Consider the following 19324-nt stretch of genomic DNA (forward strand, 5'->3'; position numbering starts at 1 on the left):
AATATGGCTAACACACATTGTGTTAGCCACTTGTTAGCCACAATTAAGAACAATGATTATAACATTTGAAGGACAGCATAAATCTTTGTACTCATTTGTAAGTGAACCACTAAAAAAGTTTACGGTTATAACAGGTGAAAATGGTTGTGGAAAAAGTCAATTAATGGAACTACTTGCCATGAAAGCTGGCAATAATATCCCTGCACTCTTGACTATTACACTGGAGCCTGATTTGAAGAAGATTCAAACAGAAGGAATTGAAAACCCAAACTTGAGTTCACTTAACAATCAAAATTGGAAATCCAAAGTTGATGTTTATGTTAATGTTTTCAAGACTATAGGCGAAAATGGAAAGATATTCATTGCGTACATGCTTGAAGCTGAGACATGGATTGATAAATTAACTTTAGAAAATATCTTTCAAGTAATTAACAGTGATATCATTACCAACGATGAGCTTACTACACTTGTAACAAATACTCTTAAAGAGTTTGAGCCGAACTATTTCAATTCTGAACGCCAGTTTAATCAAGTTTTTGCACGATTAATCCAAAGGGGCTATCTCGCTGGCAAAAGAAAGACAGCACTAGTAGCCAAATATGTTTCGAATTACCGAGAAAGAGTATTCCATCAAGTATCTGACGCTGACTTTTATCTTACTCCTATCCCAGACTACTTTTTGGATGAACCTAAATTATTTGGTTCGCAGCTAGAATATGTATTTTACAATTATGCCAAAAGAAGAGATCAAAACAGAAGGTTGTACTTTGAAAAGAAGGAAGAAAGTGATAAGAATAGCTCAATTCCCGACAATGAATTCGTTGAAAAATTTATTCCACCATGGGATTCTATAAATCAAATATTAGAATCTCACGACATAAAATTTAGATTCAAAGGACTGGATAAGAGAGATTTTTCTTCAGACGCGAGTATTTCATTTCAACTAGTTAAAACCACTATAAACAAGGATATTGAATTCCAACATCTCTCATCAGGAGAAAAGGTGATATTAGGCCTTATTATTAAGTTATTTACAAGTTCCTATTATGAAGAGAGATTAGAATTACCTGAGTTAATAATACTTGATGAGCCAGATGCTCATTTACACCCTGAAATGTCCAAATTACTGATTGATGTATTGAACGACACTTTTGTCAATAAAATGGGCATATACGTTTTAATGGTAACTCATTCACCTTCAACTGTTGCGTTGTGTCCTGACGATTCCATTTTTCAACTTACAAATGAGCCTGAAACAACTCTCACGCAAATTGAGAAAGAACAAGCACTGGATATCCTGACTGGACATTTACCAACCCTTTCTATAGATTACAAAAACCATAAACAAGTATTTGTAGAGAGTCCTACTGACATATACTACTATCAAACAATTTTCAATAAGTTAAATCAAGTCAATAAATATCCTTATCGCCTTTATTTTATATCAAACTCCTATGGAAAAGGTAGTTGTGAGCAAGTAATTAAAATTGTTGATGACATTAGAAGCTCTGGTAACCAAACCAGTTATGGAATAATAGATTGGGATTTAAAAAACCCAGAATCAGATTATGTCAAAGTACATGGTTTAGATAATAGATACAATGTCGAAAATTACCTATACGATCCAATCTATATTTTAATTTTATTGATGAATCTTAAAGCTCATAGTGTTTATACTGAACTAGGAATTGATGAAACTATTAATCAGTATTCGCTAGGAAGTGAAAGCAATGAATTTTTACAAGCTATTTCAGATTGGTTCTTTACCAAGTACTATGAAACGCATAAAGTTGACGAAGAGAAACAAAAAGAATTAGTGGAAATTGAATATCTCAATGGTAAAAAAATAAATGTCCCAAAGTGGTATTTGGAGTTTTCAGGTCATGATTTTGAAAAACGAATAAAGGATGTTTTTTCAGCAATTGAAGGAAGGTATCGTTCTGAAGGTGAGTTACAAAAGGAAATTTCTCTGATCGTAGGTAAAAGTTTCCCTTTTATCCCTAAAGATTCAGAATTATTAATTGAAAAAATAATAAACAGTGGCTAACATTATGTGTAGTGCATAACACCCTTCGGGATGCTACGACACCATACACGGAACGTTACGACCAAAACCAAAAATGAAAAGCAAATTATACCCAATGCTATATATGCTACTGCTGATCGGTTGTTCAAACGATGAACCCACTGATGAAGTAGAAACAGCAACAAGAGACTTTCAGCTTGGATTCACTACATGGACTTACGCCCCCACCCTGGAGGCTGTCAATGATACTTACTCCTTTATAGCCAATAACTCTGACATCTATGCTGAGCACATAGACAACAAGATTCCCTGGGATGCCTGGATCAATGACTTGGCACTTCCAACAGAATTCACCAACGAAATAATAGGGAGAGCAAATAGGAAGATGATAGATAAGGAGTTACTGCTCTCGGTGAGCTTGCTCACTTTGAACAGAGACGAACTTGCTTCAGACTTTGATGACACCACACCTTCTTATACAAACCTTGATGATGCATCCATTAAAAATGCTTATTTCAAGCATATCAACTATTTAGTCGACGCGTTTAATCCAGATTACCTTGTGATTGCTATTGAGGTTAATGAACTGAATCTTAAGTCTCCGGAAAAGTGGGATTCATACAAAACATTAATTGTAGATGTTAAATCCAGAATTAAACAGTCCTATCCTGATTTAAAGGTTTCAGAATCTATTTCATTGCACAATCTATATGAACCGGAAGTAGCCAACCCCAAGTCTCATATTGCGGAAATTTTTAATCATATCAATCAAAATGACTTTGTAGCTATCAGCTTTTATCCGTTTCTGAAAAATCTGAGTTCGAAGAGTGACTTCCAAAAAGTATTTGACTTTTTACATGCAAATACTACTCTGCCCATTGCCTTTGTAGAAACTGCGCACATCGCAGAAAATTTAGTAATTCCAAATCTTAGTGTTTCAATAGATGGAGATGAAATCGGACAGAGTGACTACTTAGAAACTTTACTTGAGAACGCTGGTAACCAGAATTATGAATTTATTATTTGGTGGGCGCACAGAGATTTTGATGCGCTTTGGGAAACTTTCCCGGAAGAAGTTAAAGACCTAGGTCAGGTATGGAGAGATACGGGTCTATTGAGTGAATCCGGAAAAGAAAGGCCTGCTTATTCAGTTTGGTCTGCCAGCCTCCAAAATTAAAAACCTATGCGTAATGAGTTATCAGTTAAACCAAGAATTACTTGAACTCATCCTTTCTATAAATTTGAAAACAAGAATAGCTTCATTAAAATCAACCTTATATGTCAACATTTAGTATTGTAGTAATTGTGGCTGTAGCATTGGCCGGATTTCTCTTGTTTTCAGCTTGTAGGCCTTTCTCCGGGCCCGTGGACGAAGCGCTTTCGGATAGCTACTATTACAACCGAGATAAAAGCGATATCCAATACAGCCCCATGGGCAACTGGTTTGAACTGGGCAATACCAAAATGAATGCTGATGTAGCCTCTTTCAAGGTGCTCGGGAGAGAATATGCCAAAGACAAGAACAGAGTGTACTTCAAAGCTGAGGACATTACTGCTGAAGTCGACCATGCTACTTTCCGTGTTGCCGACCACATAGGCTACGACGAATCCTATGTTTACGTGGCCAACGACTATGCACGAAGCAGATTGTCCGATAAACCTATGCCCAAAGAAACTATGCTTAAGGTTGAGAGTGCTAACCCTGCCACCTTTGAAATTATAGACTATGACTGGAGCAAAGATGACAAACTGTTTTTCTATAACTATAGACCCGTAAAGGCAGACTATGCTTCATTCGAAATTCTAAACAATGTCTGCAGCAAGGATAAAAACAACGTCTACCTACACAAGGAAGATGAGCTCATTACCTCGCCGATTGATGTGGCCAGTGTCAAGGTCATCAACGATCACTACGTCGCCGACAAAGATCACCTCTATTCGTACAGCAACTGGATCGAAGACTTGGACTCTGCACTGATCAAGATACCCGTGAAGGATCTTGAAACACTTAGGATAATGGAGCACAATTATCTACTGGTAGATGACAAGGTATATCATGACAATCAGCTAATGCCCATGGCCGATAGAGCCACCTTCAAACTGTGGAAGGATACCTACTACGGAGCAGACAAAAACTACATTTATTATTCAGGCCAACCCATAGAAGGAGCCGATTTGGAGACTTTCTATGTGTATGATTATCCAGCGTACGCCAAGGACAAGAACAATGCGTATTTCGATGGCAAAGTATTAGAAGGTGTTGACTTAGAGACTTTCGGTCCAAAGGATGCTGACGGGTTTATATTCAAGGACAAGAATCATGTTTACAGGGGGAATGAGATTGTGACGGAGTGAATCAGTTGTTTTCCTATTATCAAAAGGTATCAAGTTTAGTTAGTTCGCCTCGCCGGCAGGCGAAACTTTTCCATCAAGAAAGTATGATCTATATAAGTTAAGACAGGGTTATTGAACAGCGGCCTTATTCATTTTAGAATTTTGAAGTGTAAAATCAGAAGAGAAACAAAAGGCTGTTTGAATCCTTGTTCAGATTGGAATCTTGATAGAAATTGAGATGGATGAGTTTCTTTTGTTTCCTGATTTTACACTTCAAAAGGCGTTAATAAATGAATTCAGCCTTGATTTTTTTGCCTACTTTCTTCATCAAGGAAGAAAGTAGGAACCTCAGAGTCAGATCAAAACATGTAATAAGTAAAGGAGACTTTTTGAAGCAGCAGTTTGTATCCGCAAGGGATTGCCACACTTCGCTCCGCTCCATTCGCATTGACGAGAAGTTTCGAGCCTCGGTGAAATAGCTGGTAAACAACAGTCAATTCCCTTTCACTCGCTTCCACAATTCAGCAAGCAGCTTTTTGCCGTCCTGTTTGTTTTTGGGCACTTCTGTAAATATGACCTGACCAGAGTCAACTACATTGATCTGATAGCTGAATACAAAATCCTGGGCATTGGGATCGAGACTTAAGAGTCCAAAACGCAAATCATTGAAATATAACTGTCCTTCTTTTTGACTGATGGTATACCATCCTTCTGATATAGCGATCATTCGCTGTACTGAGCCTTCAGCAATCAAATCACCTAACAGCTGATGGTTCTTAGGATACGGCTCGAATCTGATCGGCTGTGAATCAAAGAGTGAATAGTTTCCTAGCAAATAAGCAGCTTCAGTCTCCACATTGGCACTCCATAGGATCGTATTCATGGGAGAAGGTCTGGTGTCCAATTGTGTGTACTCAATCCCTTGTGCATCCAAGGCAGATTCAAATTGTGCAAATGCCATCCATTTGAATAGAAAAGTAAGCAATAAATATCCCGAACTCATATAGAGTCCCATCCGATTATAAAACTGGCGTTTAGGACTCGTTCTACTTTGAATCATCGCCAGAATCAAAAACACTAAAAATGGTAAGGTGTACAGCGGATCGATAACAAATATGGTCTTGAATGCCAGTCGTAAATCGAAGGGCCAAAACAGCTGTGTGCCCCAAGTGGTATACGCATCCAAGATAGGGTGTGTGATAAACGCCCAGAAAAACAACCACGACCAACTTTTGAAATCTTTCAGACTCTCATAGCGAGAAACCAACCAACCAAAGACCGGTGCGAAAACAACCGAAAACACAATGGAATGGGTAAATCCACGATGTATAGACAAAGCGGATACTGTATCCGTAACATGCGAAGCCAATACATCCAAATCTGGAATCGTGCCAGCAATAGCCCCATAGAGCATAGCTTTGTTGCCAACCTTCTTACCCAAGACCGCTTCTCCTACTGCGGCTCCTAATACAATTTGTGTGACCGAATCCATCTAGCGTTTCATTAATACACGTTTTCTATTGCGTATCCAGTATCACGGGTAATATAAATACTAATCTTGTGAGCAAGTTTCTGCAGCAATCAACTCTTCCTTTGTTGGGTTGTATGAGTTGTCTTCAATGGACACATAAATATCCTCCGCCTCAACAATTGAGGATATTGAACAATAATCTGATAAATTGGCATTGTTTTTAATGTAGAGGGCGTTTATACTTTCCAATCCACTCAAATCATCCAAATTTGCTAATAAAGTGTTTTTAATTGAGATATCTCCAGTTATCACCTTGATAGAAGATAGATTAGAAAGGCTAGAAACCACATCAATATCTGTATCAGAAATAATAATCAGATCACCATCAATTGTATCATATCCACTAAAGTCATACGAATCAATTCCTGATTGATTTCTAAACCTTAGTTCTCCGTGAAGGACATTATCTGGTATATCCTTCTCGCACTCTACATCCTGTATATCCCACCTTGTTGGGTTGTATTTGTTACCTTTTGGTAGATAAAATATGCCTTCTAGCCCTTCTGCTACAAGAAAATCCTTTATACCACAATAACTGGTTAACACATCATTTCCACTAATACTTAATGACCCTCCAACTCTGGTCAACTTAGCTAGTCCATCTAGGTTCTTAATTTTTGGATTCGATTTAATATGAAGATTTGATCGCACATCAGTCAAACTAGAAACCCCATCTATGCTTTCTAGGTTTTCACTATTGGTGATGTATAGGTACTCACAAGAATTCAGATTAGACAGTGCTTCCAAATTTGAAATCAAGGGGTTATAGGTAATGTTAATACCAAATGAAGCATCTGTGATTGTTGGAAATCCGTCCAACGTCTTCAACGAAGAGTTCAGAGCAATTTGTAACATCTCATTTATCTGCAAATCTTCTATACCAACCAATGATTCAACTTTTGTCTGAAAAACATCCAAACCTCCAACAGTTTTTAGCTTTTCTAAAGGTGCCAAACTTGTCACCTCTCCTCCCAATATCAATCTACCTCCTACCTCAGTATAACCATCTGAAATAAATTGTTCTAACTCTTCTTGAGTGAATAAGTTAGCATCACCCTCAAACTTATCGTCGTCCCCAACACCATCAATATTAAACTCTGTTGATCCTTCATCAATATTGCTTTCGATACGAACTACACCCTGATACTCTCTTTCCTCTTTAGGTTCAAACAAAATTTCAACAACTTGAAACTCCCCTATCTGTATGTTTCCAGACAACCAGTCAAGAGAATATCCAGAAGGGACAGAAATATTTGATACTGACAAAGCTACATTTCCTTCATTATGGATTTCGAAAGACAAAGTTCTGTTATATCCAACTACAACATTTTCAAAATCCAGTGTGTCTCCGTCATCAAACACAATGTCAACAGCTGGAGTTTCAACAAACGTATCTTCAATAAGGTCATCAACGGCCTCTTCTGTATTACAAGAAAAGAAGCAAAATAAACAAGCTATGAAAGTGAGGAATTGGTTAGGGTTACTCATGTTTTTTTCAGCAAACATGTTCAATGTTTACATACAATTCAAATGATCTACAAAAATTAATCACCACTGACTCACTCCTCCAAAAGTTATACTTACATTTTCAATCGCAAGGCACCAGCTTTTTAAAAAATAGAACTTATACTAATTCTTCTTCTGATACGGCAAGAATCAAAAAATAGAGAGATAGACATTCCAGTACTACCCTACCCCAATGCCAATTGGCCCAGATAACTAATTCATTTTTTAGTTCAACTTCACTGAAGGCGGATTGAAAGAAGGCTTGATTGGTTGATTTGAAATAGATATAAAAAGAAGAAACAAACATAATCGCCAGCACGGTTGAAATCAAAGCGAAGTTTAACCCTTGAGCTCGTGTTTTGAAGAAATGAATAGCATATCCAATCGGTATTAGCAGAGCCATAATAGTCAAGACAGTATAGAAGCGATTAATGGCTGGTCCGAATGTCTGATAGTAGTTGTAGAACTCGCCAGAAGACATGGATTGCCAATACGGCACAAGTAGTACGCCTTCTGTTATTTGGCTTCCTACAAAAATTGAAAATACGGCGATTAAAAATAGGTTGGATTGAGATTTCATAATTGCTTTGGCTCGTTACTAATAGTCCAGTATTTCATTCTCATACTACTCCACTGTCTAGCAACCTTAAGCTCCCCTCCTCCACATCCAACTCGGCTTGTATACCGAAAGGTAAAGTAGCATTGTCATCGATATGTCCAATCGGCAGTCCATAAAGCACAGGAATGCTCAAATCCTCAAACCGATCTTTTAATACATTTTCCAGACTAGTCGATAACGCAAAGTCAGGGTCGGTGGATTTGGTTTCGCAACCCCAGAACACACCCATGGCGATGCCCTTGGCTTTTGCCAACTTACCTGAATTGAGCAACTGAGTGAGCATACGATCTACTCGGTAAGGGGACTCTCCTATTTCTTCTATGAATACAATTTTGTCAGTGTAGTCAATATCATAGGGCGTTCCCATGAGCGAGCACATCAGGCTCAAGTTGCCACCTACCAAGGCTCCTTGCTCAGCCCCTGTCACAATAGATAGTAATTGGAATGCCGGGTCTTGATTTTCCTCCCATGTCTTAGGTCTTTCAAACTTTGGTGCTTTGCCTTTCATTAGCACTTGCTCAAATCCCTTTTCTGTAAATTCAGAATATTCTGAAGCCCCTACGGGTCCGTGAAAACAAACCAAACCTGTCTGCTCGTGAATACCATAGAGCAAAGCAGTGATGTCACTGTAGCCAACCAACACTTTGGGGTTGGCTTTGATTAGATCGTAGTTGATATTTGGTAATAACCGCCCAGAGCCATAACCTCCACGTGCACAGACTATGCCGTCTATGTTTGGATCTTCAAACATCCGATGTAGATCGTCCAGTCGCTGCTGATCGGTGCCCGCCAAGAAGCCTTTACGTACACTCATGTTGTCCGTGTATTTTACAACAAACCCCATGGCCTCCAAGTTTTCTACCGCCTTTTCAAAGGCCTGTCTGGTGACTGCGCTAGCCGGCGTAATCAGGCCTATCGTATCACCTTTTTTTAAAGCTTTGGGTTTTATCAGTGATTCGCCTGCTTTAGCTTGTGCATTGGCGGCATTTAGGGTAAGTACAGTCGCTGCTGAAGCTACTGCCGATTTCTTTACAAAACTTCGTCGATCCATATGATCGAAAATAAAGAATTCAGACAGAAGATGATGATGAATCAATAATATATTGGCAATATTGAGCAGTTCAGAAATTCTTCGTACTGATTTGTCATTCAAATTTTAGTTTTTATGGATTTATACGCTCCTCTTTTTGGGTATCTGGCTGTAGCGCTGACCATATCCAGTTTTGTTCCTCAGGTCTGGCAATCTCTCAAAACACGATCAGTTGAAGATTTGTCACTTTGGACTTTGATCATCTTCGTGTGTTCATCTAGTTCATGGCTCACTTATGGAATTCTTATTTTCGACCTCCCCATAATTATGACCAACACCATAGTCCTCAGTTTGCAAATGGCCTTATTAGTTCTAAAATTAAAACACAACAGCCCACGTCAGCATAAAATTAAAATTGAACACGTCGCCATATGGGTAAACGACCTTGAAGGTATGTGCGAGTTTTACTCCAAGTATTTTCAAGCAGAGCGTGGGGCTAAGTACGAAAACCCTGCGAAGAAATTTACTTCTTATTTCCTTCGATTCGATCATCGTAAGACCAGAATTGAGCTGATGCACAACCCTGAATATTTACCAAAAGAAAAACAAGAAAGTAAGATTAACGGATTGGCACATTTGGCCTTTTCTGTAGGGAATAAGCAACACGTAGATGAATTAACGAACCAATTGAGAGCAGACGGTTATGCGGTACTGAGTGAACCAAGAACTACAGGTGATGGCTACTACGAAAGTGTTATAGCAGATCCAGAAGGTAATGCAGTTGAGGTTACGATCTAGACACAAAAAAAGAGGACTAGAAGCCCTCTTTTTTAACCTAACTGTATGATAATAACTTAATCAAAATGTATTTCTATAGTTCCTCGACTGATATTTCCATCTGCATCCTCAACTCTAACGATCAAATGAAGATGTTCCCCATCCTCAAGTTCATCTAAGTCAGATTGATTGACGACGATAGATTCGTTAGCCAACAGATTTCTAAACTGCACCATTCCTTCTCCTTCTACATCAAACTCCTTATCATAAATGGCATCTTCTAGTACACGGCCATGATCGTGTCCATCATGTCCGCCATCTTCTTCGTCCAAATGACCTACGCTAATATCAATATGAGCCAGCGTACCAGTCTCGTCCAGCACGTAGCCGTCGATCTCAAGGGCTTGTCCTACTACACCTTCCAACTCGTCGATTTCTACGTCGTTGGCATCAGTGAAGGTCACATGACCCATCGCTTCATTCGTAATCCAAATTTCAACCTCTACATTAGAGTCATCCTGAAAGGATGTTGAGTTACCTGCTGCATCAATAGCTTGTATTATGAAGTGGTAGGGACCAGCGGTTGCTGTTGCTGGAATTTCAATTTCCTGATGCATATGCACATCCGTACCCGCTGTCTCATAACTTTCGCTAAAACTAAATTTATCCAAAGTCCTACCATGCGAATGACCATCGAAATTATCGTGTATGGAAATGCTATAGGTGGCCAAATCCACATCATCCTCCAGGTCTCCGTGTACTTCCATCGTAGTTCCAGCAGCAATTTGCTCTCCACTTACCGGATCTTCAAGTGTAATAGTTGGTGCGGTGGTATCCACTGCGTCGTCGTCATCACAAGAAAACAATGCTGGCATTACCAAAAGGGCCAATAACCAATTTTTCGTCTTTTTCATTAGAGTATTTTAATTTGCAACAATATTGCAATATTAATACTAATGTTACTTAATTGCAAAAGGTAATTGAAAGGAAATCACAAAGTTTCTACCCTGTTCGGGCAAATTGAGCAATCGATACCTGCTCAAGTGATTGTAATATTCTTTATTGAGTAAGTTTTGTGCAGAAAAGGTAAGCTGCCCCACCGTGTTTTCGCCAAGTCTTAAGCCCATTCCTGCATTCAGTCCCAATAGCCAATAGCCAGGCGTTGTGTTTTCATTTCTATCAACTCGATTTTGATCAAACACCCATTTGGTATTAGCACCAAGATGTATATCATCCAAGAATGAATGGTTCATTTCGAAACCATATTCCAATTCAGAATACAACGATCCCGGCGGTGTGAAGGGTAGAGGTAGTTTGGTATCCAAGTTGTAATTGTACACATATTCATAGGCTGCTCGCCAGTGTAGCGCTTCTACAGGGTGGTATTCTACGGCCAATTCTGTTCCGGCAAACACCGCATCATTCTGCCGGTATTGATAAATCTGACCACTCTCCGCGGGCAAAAAGGGATTGAATCCAGCTGAAAACTCAGTGCTTGCTGCCAAATAGATGAAATCATTAAAGTATGAGACAAATGGGGTTACTACTAAACTGAAATCCTTCTTTTGATAGCTTAGACTGAAATCCATTTGCACACCACGTTCTGTGGATAGGTTGCTATCTCCGAGCTCATACCTGAAGGTACCGTGGTGCAGTCCGTTGATAGAAAGTTCATTAGGTGAAGGCACTCTATAGCTGGTACCCAGATTGAACTTTAAATTGAGCTGTTCGCTCGGATAATAGGATAACCCAAGCGCTCCTGATACATTAAAATAGGTGCGATTGATATCCTCATTATACTGGAAAAAATCGGTACCATCAGATTCACTGTATCCTGTGATATCTCTAATGGCATAGTCTACTCTCACTCCTCCTGTTGCAGTAAAGCGTTTGGCCCAACTGTATTCCTCATATAGAAACAATCCAAAATTGCTACTTCTAAACTCAGGCAACAAAAATGCAAAACCGTCCCAGTCGTGCCACTGATACTGTCCCTGAAGACCAATAATTCTTGTATGTGATTCCGAAGCTTGCCAGAAATAACGAGAATTGACACTGAGGGTCTGAAGATCCAGACCATGTTCCAGCGTACCCTCCGGCCCTTCCACCTGACCGTGAGCGGTTGGGTCAGAATGTTCCTCGCGTTGGTTTCGTTGATAGCCCCAGTCCATTTCAAGCCACCGTTTACCTATCAGTATATTAGAATTTGAAGCAACCTTCAAGTGATTAGTTTTTTGATAAGGGATATCGATATTGCGATACGAGCCATCATGATCCAATTGATAGGATCTCGGGATTCCCACCGCTCCGACAAATAGCCCGGCTCTTTGATTGAAGTTGCTCAAGGTAAGTGTAGAATATCCCCAATTCTTTTTGACCCCCGACATCAAAGTGAAATTTCTTTCCTTACCTGCGGTGTTTTTTAGTCGTTCATTGTAAATGGGAAGGGTATATCCATTGTAGGTAAATTGGTCTGCGGGCACCTTGTAATCACCAAAATCCTGTGTACTAAATCTTCCACGATACACCCAATCATTCTTTTTGCCTTGTACCACAGTGGATGAACCAAACAAATGGTTATTGGATTTATAAATTCCTTGTACGGAGCCTTCTATTTCCTTGTCTTGTGGTATAGCCGGCGGGAAAATATTAATGACTCCACCCAACCCATCAGAACCATACATCAGTGAACCAGGCCCTTTAATTACTTCCACCCTACCCGGCTCAAACATATCGATTTCCAATCCGTGATCTGTCCCCCATTGCTGGCCTTCTTGTTTTACTCCTTTGTCGTTCACAATCACACGATTGAAACTCATCCCCCTTATCACTGGCTTGGAGATACCTACACCAGTATTGATCGCACTAATACCCGGAATATCTTCTAAGGAATTAACGAATGTTCCTTTTCTATTTTTGGCCAAAAACTCCGCATCCAAGATTTCCATAGCCAAGGTTTGCTCTTTGGGTCCGGTTTTATAATGGTTGGATTCCACTACTATCTCACTAAGTTCCAAGGTCGTGCTTTCAAGGTATATACTCAAGCTTTCATTTTGCCTCACACTCTTGACCATAGTCCGAGCTTTGTACCCCATGTAGCTAATGTGCAAGTGGTAAGTAGCCGGGCGAATACCTTCAAACAAAAACTGTCCATCAATATCTGTGACTTTTGTGACGTCCAGTTCATGGATGCTCACAATTGCACCAGGTAATGGCTCTCTGTTTTCAGTATCGTATACCACACCTGACAGCAGCACCTGGGACCAGGCAGCCGTATTGATCACCAGCCCTACAATCAACCCCAAAAAATATTTCATGATCTTATCGGGCGTTACATGTTCCACAAACGCCGTTGACTATTACGTCCACTGCACCCATCTTGTAGTCTCGCGGAAGGTGAATGTTAGGCAATGCAATGGACTCCTCTATGCATTCCAATTGGCCGCACGAATTGCACTTGAAATGGAGGTGGTCATGATGATGCTCATCCGGACTACAGGTATCAAAACAAATTCCATAAGATGCAATTCCGCTATCACTGGGGATTTTATGCAGTACACCGCTATCGATAAAACTGTGAAGCGTTCTATACAAGGTTACGCGATCATAGGCTGTCAATTTCTCTTCCAGATCCTTTTGTGAAAGTGCTTGTTTCCTATTGATGAACAAGTCCAGCACATCCAAGCGACAGTCTGTGACACGCAATCCATGTCTTTTAAGTATTTCCTTACGTCCCTTTGTTTCCATATTTGCAAAGATAGCCTACTTGCAATTGAATTGCATTGTCATCGCAAAACTTTTTAGTCCCTATTTAAACTCACAAACCGAGAAAACCAATTATTTAGTTAAATAATTGTTATTTTAGTTGTATAACTAATTTTATAGTTATAAGATTGTGAAGAAATTAAAATACAATGAAAGAACTAACTAAAGCAGAAGAGCAAGTAATGAAAGTACTATGGCAAATAGAACGTGGTGTAGTACATGATATCATTGCCAAGCTTCCTGACCCTAAGCCAGCTTACAATACAGTTTCAACTATTGTGAGAATATTGGAAACCAAAGAATTTGTTTCACATAAGGCTTATGGCAAAACTTATGAATACTTCCCCATCATTGCTAAAAAGGATTACTCCAAATTTTACTTGTCAAATTTTATGGATGGCTATTTTGGCGGATCTTTCAAGAACCTTGTTTCCTTTTTTGCTGAGGAAAACAACTTGGATGTCAAAGAATTGAATGAGCTTATAGAGATAGCTAAAAAAGACACAAAACCTACCAATGATGAATAGTATGCTCAACTACTTCCTCGAATCAGGCCTTGCACTAGGTGTATTCAGCCTGTTCTATTTGATCGCCCTTAAACAAGAGAAGTCGTTTACTTTCAACCGTTTCTACTTGTTAGGCTGCACGGCCCTGGCATTAATTTTACCCTTGATCTCTTTTCGTTTTGAGGGAGTGCCTTCCCATCTGGTTGCAGGAACAATCTTCTTGAATACCGTAACAATGGAAACCCTAGGCAACGCAGGAAAAATTGATTTAGTAAGTTATTGGCCCTTGGCCTATGGGGCGATCTCAGCATTCTTTTTAATCCTATTGGTGGTAAGAACCTCTACCCTATTGGTGAAAAGAAGCCAATCCAAACGAGCTGCTCAGGTCCGGCTCTATGCGATACCTGGCAGTACCGAAGCCTATACTTTCGGAGACACCATCTTCATTGGAGATCAGTTGAATGCTGATGAACGTGATATGATAATAACTCACGAAGAAGTGCACGCTCGCGATTGGCACACCTTGGATATTCTGTTCCTAGAGATAGTGGGTGCACTGCTGTGGATTAACCCTTTTGTTTACATCATCAAGAGACTAGCACGAATCAACCATGAGTATTTAGCAGATGCCAAAGCACTCCATCAGTCCAACAAAGAAGAGTACATCCAGACCTTGGCTTCACATACGATCAAAAGTCAAGGGTATCAACTGGTTCATGCCTTCTATACCTCATCGACATTAAAAAGAATTAAAATGATAAATCAACAAAACAATCAAATTATGAAAATCAAACAAATAGCTCCTATCCTCTTAGGTCTAGGATTAGTCCTAATATTCGGCTGTGAAGATGCCGCAGAACAACTTAGCGACATGAATGATCAAGAGGCAGCTGCAGCCATTACCCAGGTTCAAACCTCGAAAGTACAGGAAGCCGAAGGCATGGATGGTGTTTACGACCTAGTAGAAGTTCAACCGCTTCCTGCTGAAGGAATGACTGCCTTCTACACCTGGATAGCTGAAAACATGCAATACCCGAATCAAGCTAGAAGAGAGGGAGTTGAAGGCCGTGTGTTCATTCAGTTTATAGTGAATGAAAACGGTGATATCACGGAAGTAAAATCAATCAAAGGTATTGGTGCCGGATGTGATGCCGAGGCTGAACGAGTGATGAAATCTGCTGCTAGCTGGAGTCCGGGTATGGTAGACGGCAAACCAGTAAAAGTAAGAATGATTATGCCCATCACGTTCAAACTAGGATGACCCTAAAGGTTTAGTGAATTAAGGCTTTGACCGGAGACAGGTCAAGGCCTTTCTCATTTCCTCCCATCAATCTTAATCAAAGATCTCACTTTTATTTTGAATTAGTCTTCGCTGCATTATTATTGAAGCTGTGAAAGGATGGAAATTTCTGGTCTGGGTGCTGGTGATACTGTTTATCAATAAATCACTAATTATTTCAATATGGAAAGAGACACCTAAGTTATCCCTAACCACCTGTGAGGAATTTAGCCAAAAAGGACCTCAATCTACTCAACATAAACGAGCTTGGGAAGATCCAAAATATCACGCGGAATATTGCCTTTCCTATGAAATAGACAATCAGAGTCATCAAAAAGCTACCCAATTCAAAAACAATTTAACCGATCCCAAGGCTTACAGTTATCCAGAATTTTGGGGAAAAGTATATAGACAACTAGCTGAGTCGGACCAAGTTTATCTGGAGCAAGTAATAGATTCTCTCGACCTCTTGTCGAAATCAGATTCGCTAGACTATTCAGCCTTTGCTCATGCAGTCGTCAAAATGGTCCAAGATATTCCTTATCAATATATCATCTCCGGCCCATGCACCAGCGAGCATAGCGACCATCCATGCTATAGCAACCAACGCTACGGCATCACTTCTCCTGTCGAATTCTTGTATACTTTGAAAGGAGATTGTGACTCAAGGACTGTATTGATATACACCTTGCTAAGACATTTCAATTATGACCCTGTGGTTTTGATCAGCAAGGAATACCGGCATTCAATGTTGGCACTAAATATTGCTGCGGCAGGAGAATACCTTACTATAGCAGGCGAAAAATATTACTTTTGGGAGACCACCGCTACTGGCTGGGAACCCGGCATCATTCCTCCGGGCATGAATAACAAAAAATATTGGAACGTAGCTTTAAAACATGAACTCTAACGTATTCTTTTTAGGCATTATAGAAATTCTCTCCGCTGCCAGTATGGGGCTGGTTATTCTCTCCACCACCTACAAAATTCTCAAATGGTACGGTAAGAAGAAATTCAATATTGGTCATAACAACTTAGCATATAGCATTTTTATAGCCAGCGTACTCATCGGCATGGGACTGATGGTTAGTGGCACGATTGAACCTATTGTTTCCTCCTTCAGGTTACTATCCAACGCTGAAGAAAGCAGCACCCAGCTGTTTTTATCCTTTTTGTTTAGAGGAGGACTTTATATCCTAATTGCTTACTCAGCTGGTTTAGCTATCAGCCTTATGGGTATTGTGATTTACTCTAAACTCACCCCCATTGATGAGTTTGTAGAAATGAAAAACAACAACATTGGAGTAGCTATCATTTCAGGCGCAATTATTATCACGCTGATCCTTTTGACTAAGGATGGTGTGGCTTTGGTGATCGAATCCCTTATTCCATATCCAGAATTGCCACCCAGGTAGTGGTCAATTCACTATATCATATCTACCATCCAATACCTTCACATTAAAAGGCATGTACTGAAAATTTGTAATTCGTTTTGACTTGCGCTTAAACCACTTCTTGATTTCCACTACCGAATACGAATTTCTGCGCGATGTAATGTCGTAATACAGTTGATGAATTTTTGGTGGCAAATCTTCAGACTTTATCCCATTCGCTTGAACGATAACTTCTCTTAAACTCTTGCCAAAACCGTGACCCTGAAAATGAAAATGTGCACGATCTATATCAGATTTGGCTGATTCGGCATATGCACTTTGATCAATCAGGAAATCCCTGAGTTTTCTATGCTCATTCCATTGACTTAGTTTATCAATCATATAATATAGATTGACCTGGGACAATTCTTTCTCCAAGTAAGTTCCACCAATATCTGAATGAACCCCGGGAAACCAAACTTCGTGAGTCACCCCTTCTTTATGGTTCATTAGCGAAGGACGAAAAGAATTGCGAGTTTCATCTATGCTCACCAAATGTACTGCCTGCTGAATATTAGCAGCAATGTGCTGGTCTGTGAATAAATCTTTCTTTCTCAGTTTGAAAGTGGCCAAGATATTATTAAACAACCCCAAAGCACTCACTGTATCCCAAACCCCAAGGAATTCAATTTTCACATCCTTTTTACTACTCCTATCAAATTTTACTCGATGAATTCGTTGTTCCACAACTCTTGTCTCGCGGTTCTCAACAGGTTTCAAGGTTATATCCACACGCTTAGGGATTCCCTCTTGGTTAATTTTTGCAGCCAACAGCCGGGCGGCAGCTGCCCCTCTACTAAAACCAAAAATATAAATCCTATCGCCACTCTGCCAATCCTGTACTAGTCTCGCGTAGGCACGTTCTACAATCAAACCCACCGCCTTGCCATCCGCACCCTTCCAGTTATGGCTCAACCATTTATTATCATTATCGTTTCCCACACCCCTGTGGTATCTAACAATTTGCTCATCCGGTCTATTAATAAATACCCGGGATAGCTGAACAATGTTGGTCACCAATCCGCTTCCGTCCAGACCAGTTTCATCATTCCAGGTGCCATCCAAAAGGATTATATGTTTACGCTCTTTTTCTTCCGCATGATGGTCTTTTTCATACCGCTGAGTATAGGTTGATTTTCGCATGAGTAGGTTTAGTTTTGTTGGTCGATAAATAAGAGGGTATCCGAAAAGACATTATTCCCAATCAGTTGTTCAAATTGTTTAGCGCTCCATTGAACTTCAAAGTAATCTTCCTCTGCATTTGACAGTACTGGATTCATGCCTTGTTCAATCATAGCGTCTATACTTGGATAGGTGACAACCACCTTTTGCTGATCAGTCACTCCCATCAAAAACAGCTCCCACCAGCCGTTCTCTCCTTTCACATTGAGAACAAACTGACCTCCAACCTGCCGAAGGAAGGCTTTTCTCCCAAGTTGAACTTCCAAAACCTCCCTGATTTCATAATAGATAGAATCATTTCTTATCTCAAATGACCTCCCCACCCCAATAACTTGTTGTCGTATTGAATCAAAAGGGTACACTTTACCTTCTTTGAAGAGCGCATAAGCCGTAGTATCCCTTTTTGTATAGGGCAAGGACAAATCGCTATATTCAATATTGGCGAAAAAATACTTGGCTACAATCAATGAGTCTTTGCCATCTGTCCAAACGCCCTGAAAAGGTTCGGGGAACGCATATATGTTACGACCGTTCGTTGGCTGAGGCTGATCAAAGTATTGCTGGCTACAAGCAGACGAAATGGCCAACAAAATGAATAATAGTTTTACTTTCATGGTATCAAGATTTGTTTCCATCTGCCAGAATAGCCCCACCCTTTGTCAGCCAAGAAAAACCAAAAGCAATTAAAGCTGCCGTTTCAGCCCAGAAGGTATATTCGAACTCCGATGCCGGCCAAACCTTACCAAACAATGGAATGCTAACAACACAAAAAATAATTGCCCATCCACAAAATTTATAAATACGATCTCTCGACTTCTTTTCTGACGTTCTGTTTGAATCATCATCATCCTTAGTCTTGGTGAACAGCACCAAAGAGAAAATAGCAAAAGTGAGAAACAATGAAGCGGCAAAGCCATAATGAACCCAACCAATGGCATCAATATCTCCAGTTTTCGTTGTAGGAAACCACGCCACCCCAATAGCAAAAATTCCAGCACAATTACCTGCCCAGTCATCTCTCCAATCAAATCCAGTGTAGAAAAACATAAAAAGAGCTACGGCACACAAAGCGCCAATAAAAACACGCCCCATGGTGGAGTAGTAATAGTGACTGATAGACTCCCAAGAATTACCGTCTAAAAGGTGCGTCCCAATAAGCAGTGTAAAAGGTAACAAGATACCTATCCAGCCGACAGTTTTGCGCAAAGCAAGATAGGAATACGTATGATCAATGTACTTTTGAGGAGTAGACATAGTTAGTTAGGTTTGGTTGTAGATAATGAAAGTTAGAAAAACTAATCATAACTCACAACCACGAAAGAAAAGGCACAAAAAA

Annotated in this window: 18 protein-coding genes; 8 read left to right on the forward strand and 10 right to left on the reverse strand. The window is 39.9% G+C overall.

The features are described 5' to 3' along the window. Nucleotides 1-52: 52 nt before the first annotated feature. The 3 genes from ACO6S2_RS16515 to ACO6S2_RS16525 all read left to right on the forward strand — a co-directional run bounded on the left by ACO6S2_RS16515 (nucleotide 53) and on the right by ACO6S2_RS16525 (nucleotide 4381). Nucleotides 53-2047, forward strand: a complete 1995-nt coding sequence (locus ACO6S2_RS16515; RefSeq protein ID WP_422359665.1) for an ATP-dependent nuclease — start codon at nucleotides 53-55, stop codon at nucleotides 2045-2047. Between the two features lie 73 nt (nucleotides 2048-2120). Continuing rightward, nucleotides 2121-3203 (forward strand): hypothetical protein, encoded by a 1083-nt coding sequence (locus ACO6S2_RS16520; protein WP_422359666.1) that lies wholly within the window; start codon nucleotides 2121-2123, stop codon nucleotides 3201-3203. A gap of 101 nt (nucleotides 3204-3304) precedes the next feature. Beyond that, on the forward strand, nucleotides 3305-4381 hold the full coding sequence (locus ACO6S2_RS16525) for a DKNYY domain-containing protein (protein ID WP_422359667.1): 1077 nt from the start codon (nucleotides 3305-3307) through the stop codon (nucleotides 4379-4381). A 472-nt stretch (nucleotides 4382-4853) separates the two neighbouring features. Here ACO6S2_RS16525 and ACO6S2_RS16530 read toward each other — a convergent pair whose 3' ends face one another. From ACO6S2_RS16530 to ACO6S2_RS16545, 4 genes are all read right to left on the reverse strand, one after another. After that, the gene (locus tag ACO6S2_RS16530; protein WP_422359668.1) at nucleotides 4854-5852 is read right to left on the reverse strand and encodes a metal-dependent hydrolase; all 999 of its coding nucleotides are present in this window, start codon (nucleotides 5850-5852) and stop codon (nucleotides 4854-4856) included. A gap of 60 nt (nucleotides 5853-5912) precedes the next feature. After that, nucleotides 5913-7379 carry a hypothetical protein gene (locus ACO6S2_RS16535; RefSeq protein WP_422359669.1) on the reverse strand — a complete coding sequence of 489 codons (1467 nt, stop codon included), beginning with the start codon at nucleotides 7377-7379 and terminating at the stop codon, nucleotides 5913-5915. A gap of 136 nt (nucleotides 7380-7515) precedes the next feature. Further along, the gene (locus ACO6S2_RS16540; protein WP_422359670.1) at nucleotides 7516-7977 is read right to left on the reverse strand and encodes a hypothetical protein; all 462 of its coding nucleotides are present in this window, start codon (nucleotides 7975-7977) and stop codon (nucleotides 7516-7518) included. Nucleotides 7978-8017: 40 nt separating this feature from the next. Next, nucleotides 8018-9169 carry an LD-carboxypeptidase gene (locus ACO6S2_RS16545; protein ID WP_422359671.1) on the reverse strand — a complete coding sequence of 384 codons (1152 nt, stop codon included), beginning with the start codon at nucleotides 9167-9169 and terminating at the stop codon, nucleotides 8018-8020. A 12-nt stretch (nucleotides 9170-9181) separates the two neighbouring features. On the opposite strand from ACO6S2_RS16545, the gene ACO6S2_RS16550 reads away from it, so the two are divergent. Then, the gene (locus ACO6S2_RS16550; protein ID WP_422359672.1) at nucleotides 9182-9844 is read left to right on the forward strand and encodes a SemiSWEET family transporter; all 663 of its coding nucleotides are present in this window, start codon (nucleotides 9182-9184) and stop codon (nucleotides 9842-9844) included. Nucleotides 9845-9900: 56 nt separating this feature from the next. Here the strand turns inward: ACO6S2_RS16550 and ACO6S2_RS16555 are convergent, their stop codons facing one another. Genes ACO6S2_RS16555 through ACO6S2_RS16565 form a run of 3 tightly spaced genes read right to left on the reverse strand, consistent with a single transcriptional unit; the run spans nucleotide 9901 to nucleotide 13570 of the window. Continuing rightward, nucleotides 9901-10737: a DUF4625 domain-containing protein gene (locus ACO6S2_RS16555; protein ID WP_422359673.1), complete on the reverse strand. Its 837-nt coding sequence runs from the start codon at nucleotides 10735-10737 to the stop codon at nucleotides 9901-9903. Nucleotides 10738-10782: 45 nt separating this feature from the next. After that, nucleotides 10783-13140 (reverse strand): TonB-dependent receptor, encoded by a 2358-nt coding sequence (locus ACO6S2_RS16560; protein ID WP_422359674.1) that lies wholly within the window; start codon nucleotides 13138-13140, stop codon nucleotides 10783-10785. Between the two features lie 4 nt (nucleotides 13141-13144). Beyond that, a complete protein-coding gene (locus tag ACO6S2_RS16565) occupies nucleotides 13145-13570 on the reverse strand; it encodes a Fur family transcriptional regulator (protein ID WP_422359675.1) in 426 nt (141 codons plus the stop codon). Nucleotides 13571-13737: 167 nt separating this feature from the next. Between ACO6S2_RS16565 and ACO6S2_RS16570 the strand changes: the two genes are divergently transcribed. The 4 genes from ACO6S2_RS16570 to ACO6S2_RS16585 all read left to right on the forward strand — a co-directional run bounded on the left by ACO6S2_RS16570 (nucleotide 13738) and on the right by ACO6S2_RS16585 (nucleotide 16788). Continuing rightward, on the forward strand, nucleotides 13738-14115 hold the full coding sequence (locus tag ACO6S2_RS16570; RefSeq protein ID WP_422359676.1) for a BlaI/MecI/CopY family transcriptional regulator: 378 nt from the start codon (nucleotides 13738-13740) through the stop codon (nucleotides 14113-14115). Then, a complete protein-coding gene (locus ACO6S2_RS16575; protein ID WP_422359677.1) occupies nucleotides 14105-15355 on the forward strand; it encodes a M56 family metallopeptidase in 1251 nt (416 codons plus the stop codon). The genes ACO6S2_RS16570 and ACO6S2_RS16575 overlap by 11 nt, the downstream gene beginning before the upstream one ends. A gap of 130 nt (nucleotides 15356-15485) precedes the next feature. After that, nucleotides 15486-16283, forward strand: a complete 798-nt coding sequence (locus ACO6S2_RS16580; RefSeq protein WP_422359678.1) for a hypothetical protein — start codon at nucleotides 15486-15488, stop codon at nucleotides 16281-16283. Next, nucleotides 16273-16788, forward strand: coding sequence for a DUF350 domain-containing protein (locus tag ACO6S2_RS16585; protein WP_422359679.1), 516 nt, complete (start codon nucleotides 16273-16275; stop codon nucleotides 16786-16788). Before ACO6S2_RS16580 ends, ACO6S2_RS16585 begins: the two co-directional genes overlap by 11 nt. Nucleotides 16789-16791: 3 nt before the next feature. On the opposite strand, the gene ACO6S2_RS16590 is transcribed toward ACO6S2_RS16585, so the two are convergent. From ACO6S2_RS16590 to ACO6S2_RS16600, 3 genes are read right to left on the reverse strand one after another with little or no spacing between them, the layout of a single operon-like run. Further along, the gene (locus ACO6S2_RS16590; protein WP_422359680.1) at nucleotides 16792-17949 is read right to left on the reverse strand and encodes a phospholipase effector Tle1 domain-containing protein; all 1158 of its coding nucleotides are present in this window, start codon (nucleotides 17947-17949) and stop codon (nucleotides 16792-16794) included. A gap of 8 nt (nucleotides 17950-17957) precedes the next feature. After that, complete coding sequence (locus tag ACO6S2_RS16595; protein WP_422359681.1) at nucleotides 17958-18602, reverse strand: hypothetical protein; 645 nt, start codon at nucleotides 18600-18602, stop codon at nucleotides 17958-17960. A 4-nt stretch (nucleotides 18603-18606) separates the two neighbouring features. Beyond that, the gene (locus ACO6S2_RS16600; protein ID WP_422359682.1) at nucleotides 18607-19242 is read right to left on the reverse strand and encodes a DUF998 domain-containing protein; all 636 of its coding nucleotides are present in this window, start codon (nucleotides 19240-19242) and stop codon (nucleotides 18607-18609) included. Nucleotides 19243-19324 lie beyond the last annotated feature (82 nt).

This window comes from Reichenbachiella sp. (genome assembly GCF_965233835.1).
Taxonomy (GTDB): Bacteria; Bacteroidota; Bacteroidia; order Cytophagales; family Cyclobacteriaceae; genus Reichenbachiella.

Bases quoted from the DNA above. Each gene is read 5' to 3' on its own strand.
- ACO6S2_RS16555 (WP_422359673.1), bottom strand. From the start codon at position 10,737: ATGAAAAAGACGAAAAATTGGTTATTGGCCCTTTTGGTAATGCCAGCA.
- ACO6S2_RS16600 (WP_422359682.1), bottom strand. From the start codon at position 19,242: ATGTCTACTCCTCAAAAGTACATTGATCATACGTATTCCTATCTTGCT.
- ACO6S2_RS16595 (WP_422359681.1), bottom strand. From the start codon at position 18,602: ATGAAAGTAAAACTATTATTCATTTTGTTGGCCATTTCGTCTGCTTGT.
- ACO6S2_RS16550 (WP_422359672.1), top strand. From the start codon at position 9,182: ATGGATTTATACGCTCCTCTTTTTGGGTATCTGGCTGTAGCGCTGACC.
- ACO6S2_RS16515 (WP_422359665.1), top strand. From the start codon at position 53: ATGATTATAACATTTGAAGGACAGCATAAATCTTTGTACTCATTTGTA.
- ACO6S2_RS16565 (WP_422359675.1), bottom strand. From the start codon at position 13,570: ATGGAAACAAAGGGACGTAAGGAAATACTTAAAAGACATGGATTGCGT.
- ACO6S2_RS16535 (WP_422359669.1), bottom strand. From the start codon at position 7,379: ATGAGTAACCCTAACCAATTCCTCACTTTCATAGCTTGTTTATTTTGC.
- ACO6S2_RS16585 (WP_422359679.1), top strand. From the start codon at position 16,273: ATGAACTCTAACGTATTCTTTTTAGGCATTATAGAAATTCTCTCCGCT.
- ACO6S2_RS16570 (WP_422359676.1), top strand. From the start codon at position 13,738: ATGAAAGAACTAACTAAAGCAGAAGAGCAAGTAATGAAAGTACTATGG.
- ACO6S2_RS16525 (WP_422359667.1), top strand. From the start codon at position 3,305: ATGTCAACATTTAGTATTGTAGTAATTGTGGCTGTAGCATTGGCCGGA.
- ACO6S2_RS16560 (WP_422359674.1), bottom strand. From the start codon at position 13,140: ATGAAATATTTTTTGGGGTTGATTGTAGGGCTGGTGATCAATACGGCT.
- ACO6S2_RS16530 (WP_422359668.1), bottom strand. From the start codon at position 5,852: ATGGATTCGGTCACACAAATTGTATTAGGAGCCGCAGTAGGAGAAGCG.
- ACO6S2_RS16520 (WP_422359666.1), top strand. From the start codon at position 2,121: ATGAAAAGCAAATTATACCCAATGCTATATATGCTACTGCTGATCGGT.
- ACO6S2_RS16540 (WP_422359670.1), bottom strand. From the start codon at position 7,977: ATGAAATCTCAATCCAACCTATTTTTAATCGCCGTATTTTCAATTTTT.
- ACO6S2_RS16575 (WP_422359677.1), top strand. From the start codon at position 14,105: ATGATGAATAGTATGCTCAACTACTTCCTCGAATCAGGCCTTGCACTA.
- ACO6S2_RS16590 (WP_422359680.1), bottom strand. From the start codon at position 17,949: ATGCGAAAATCAACCTATACTCAGCGGTATGAAAAAGACCATCATGCG.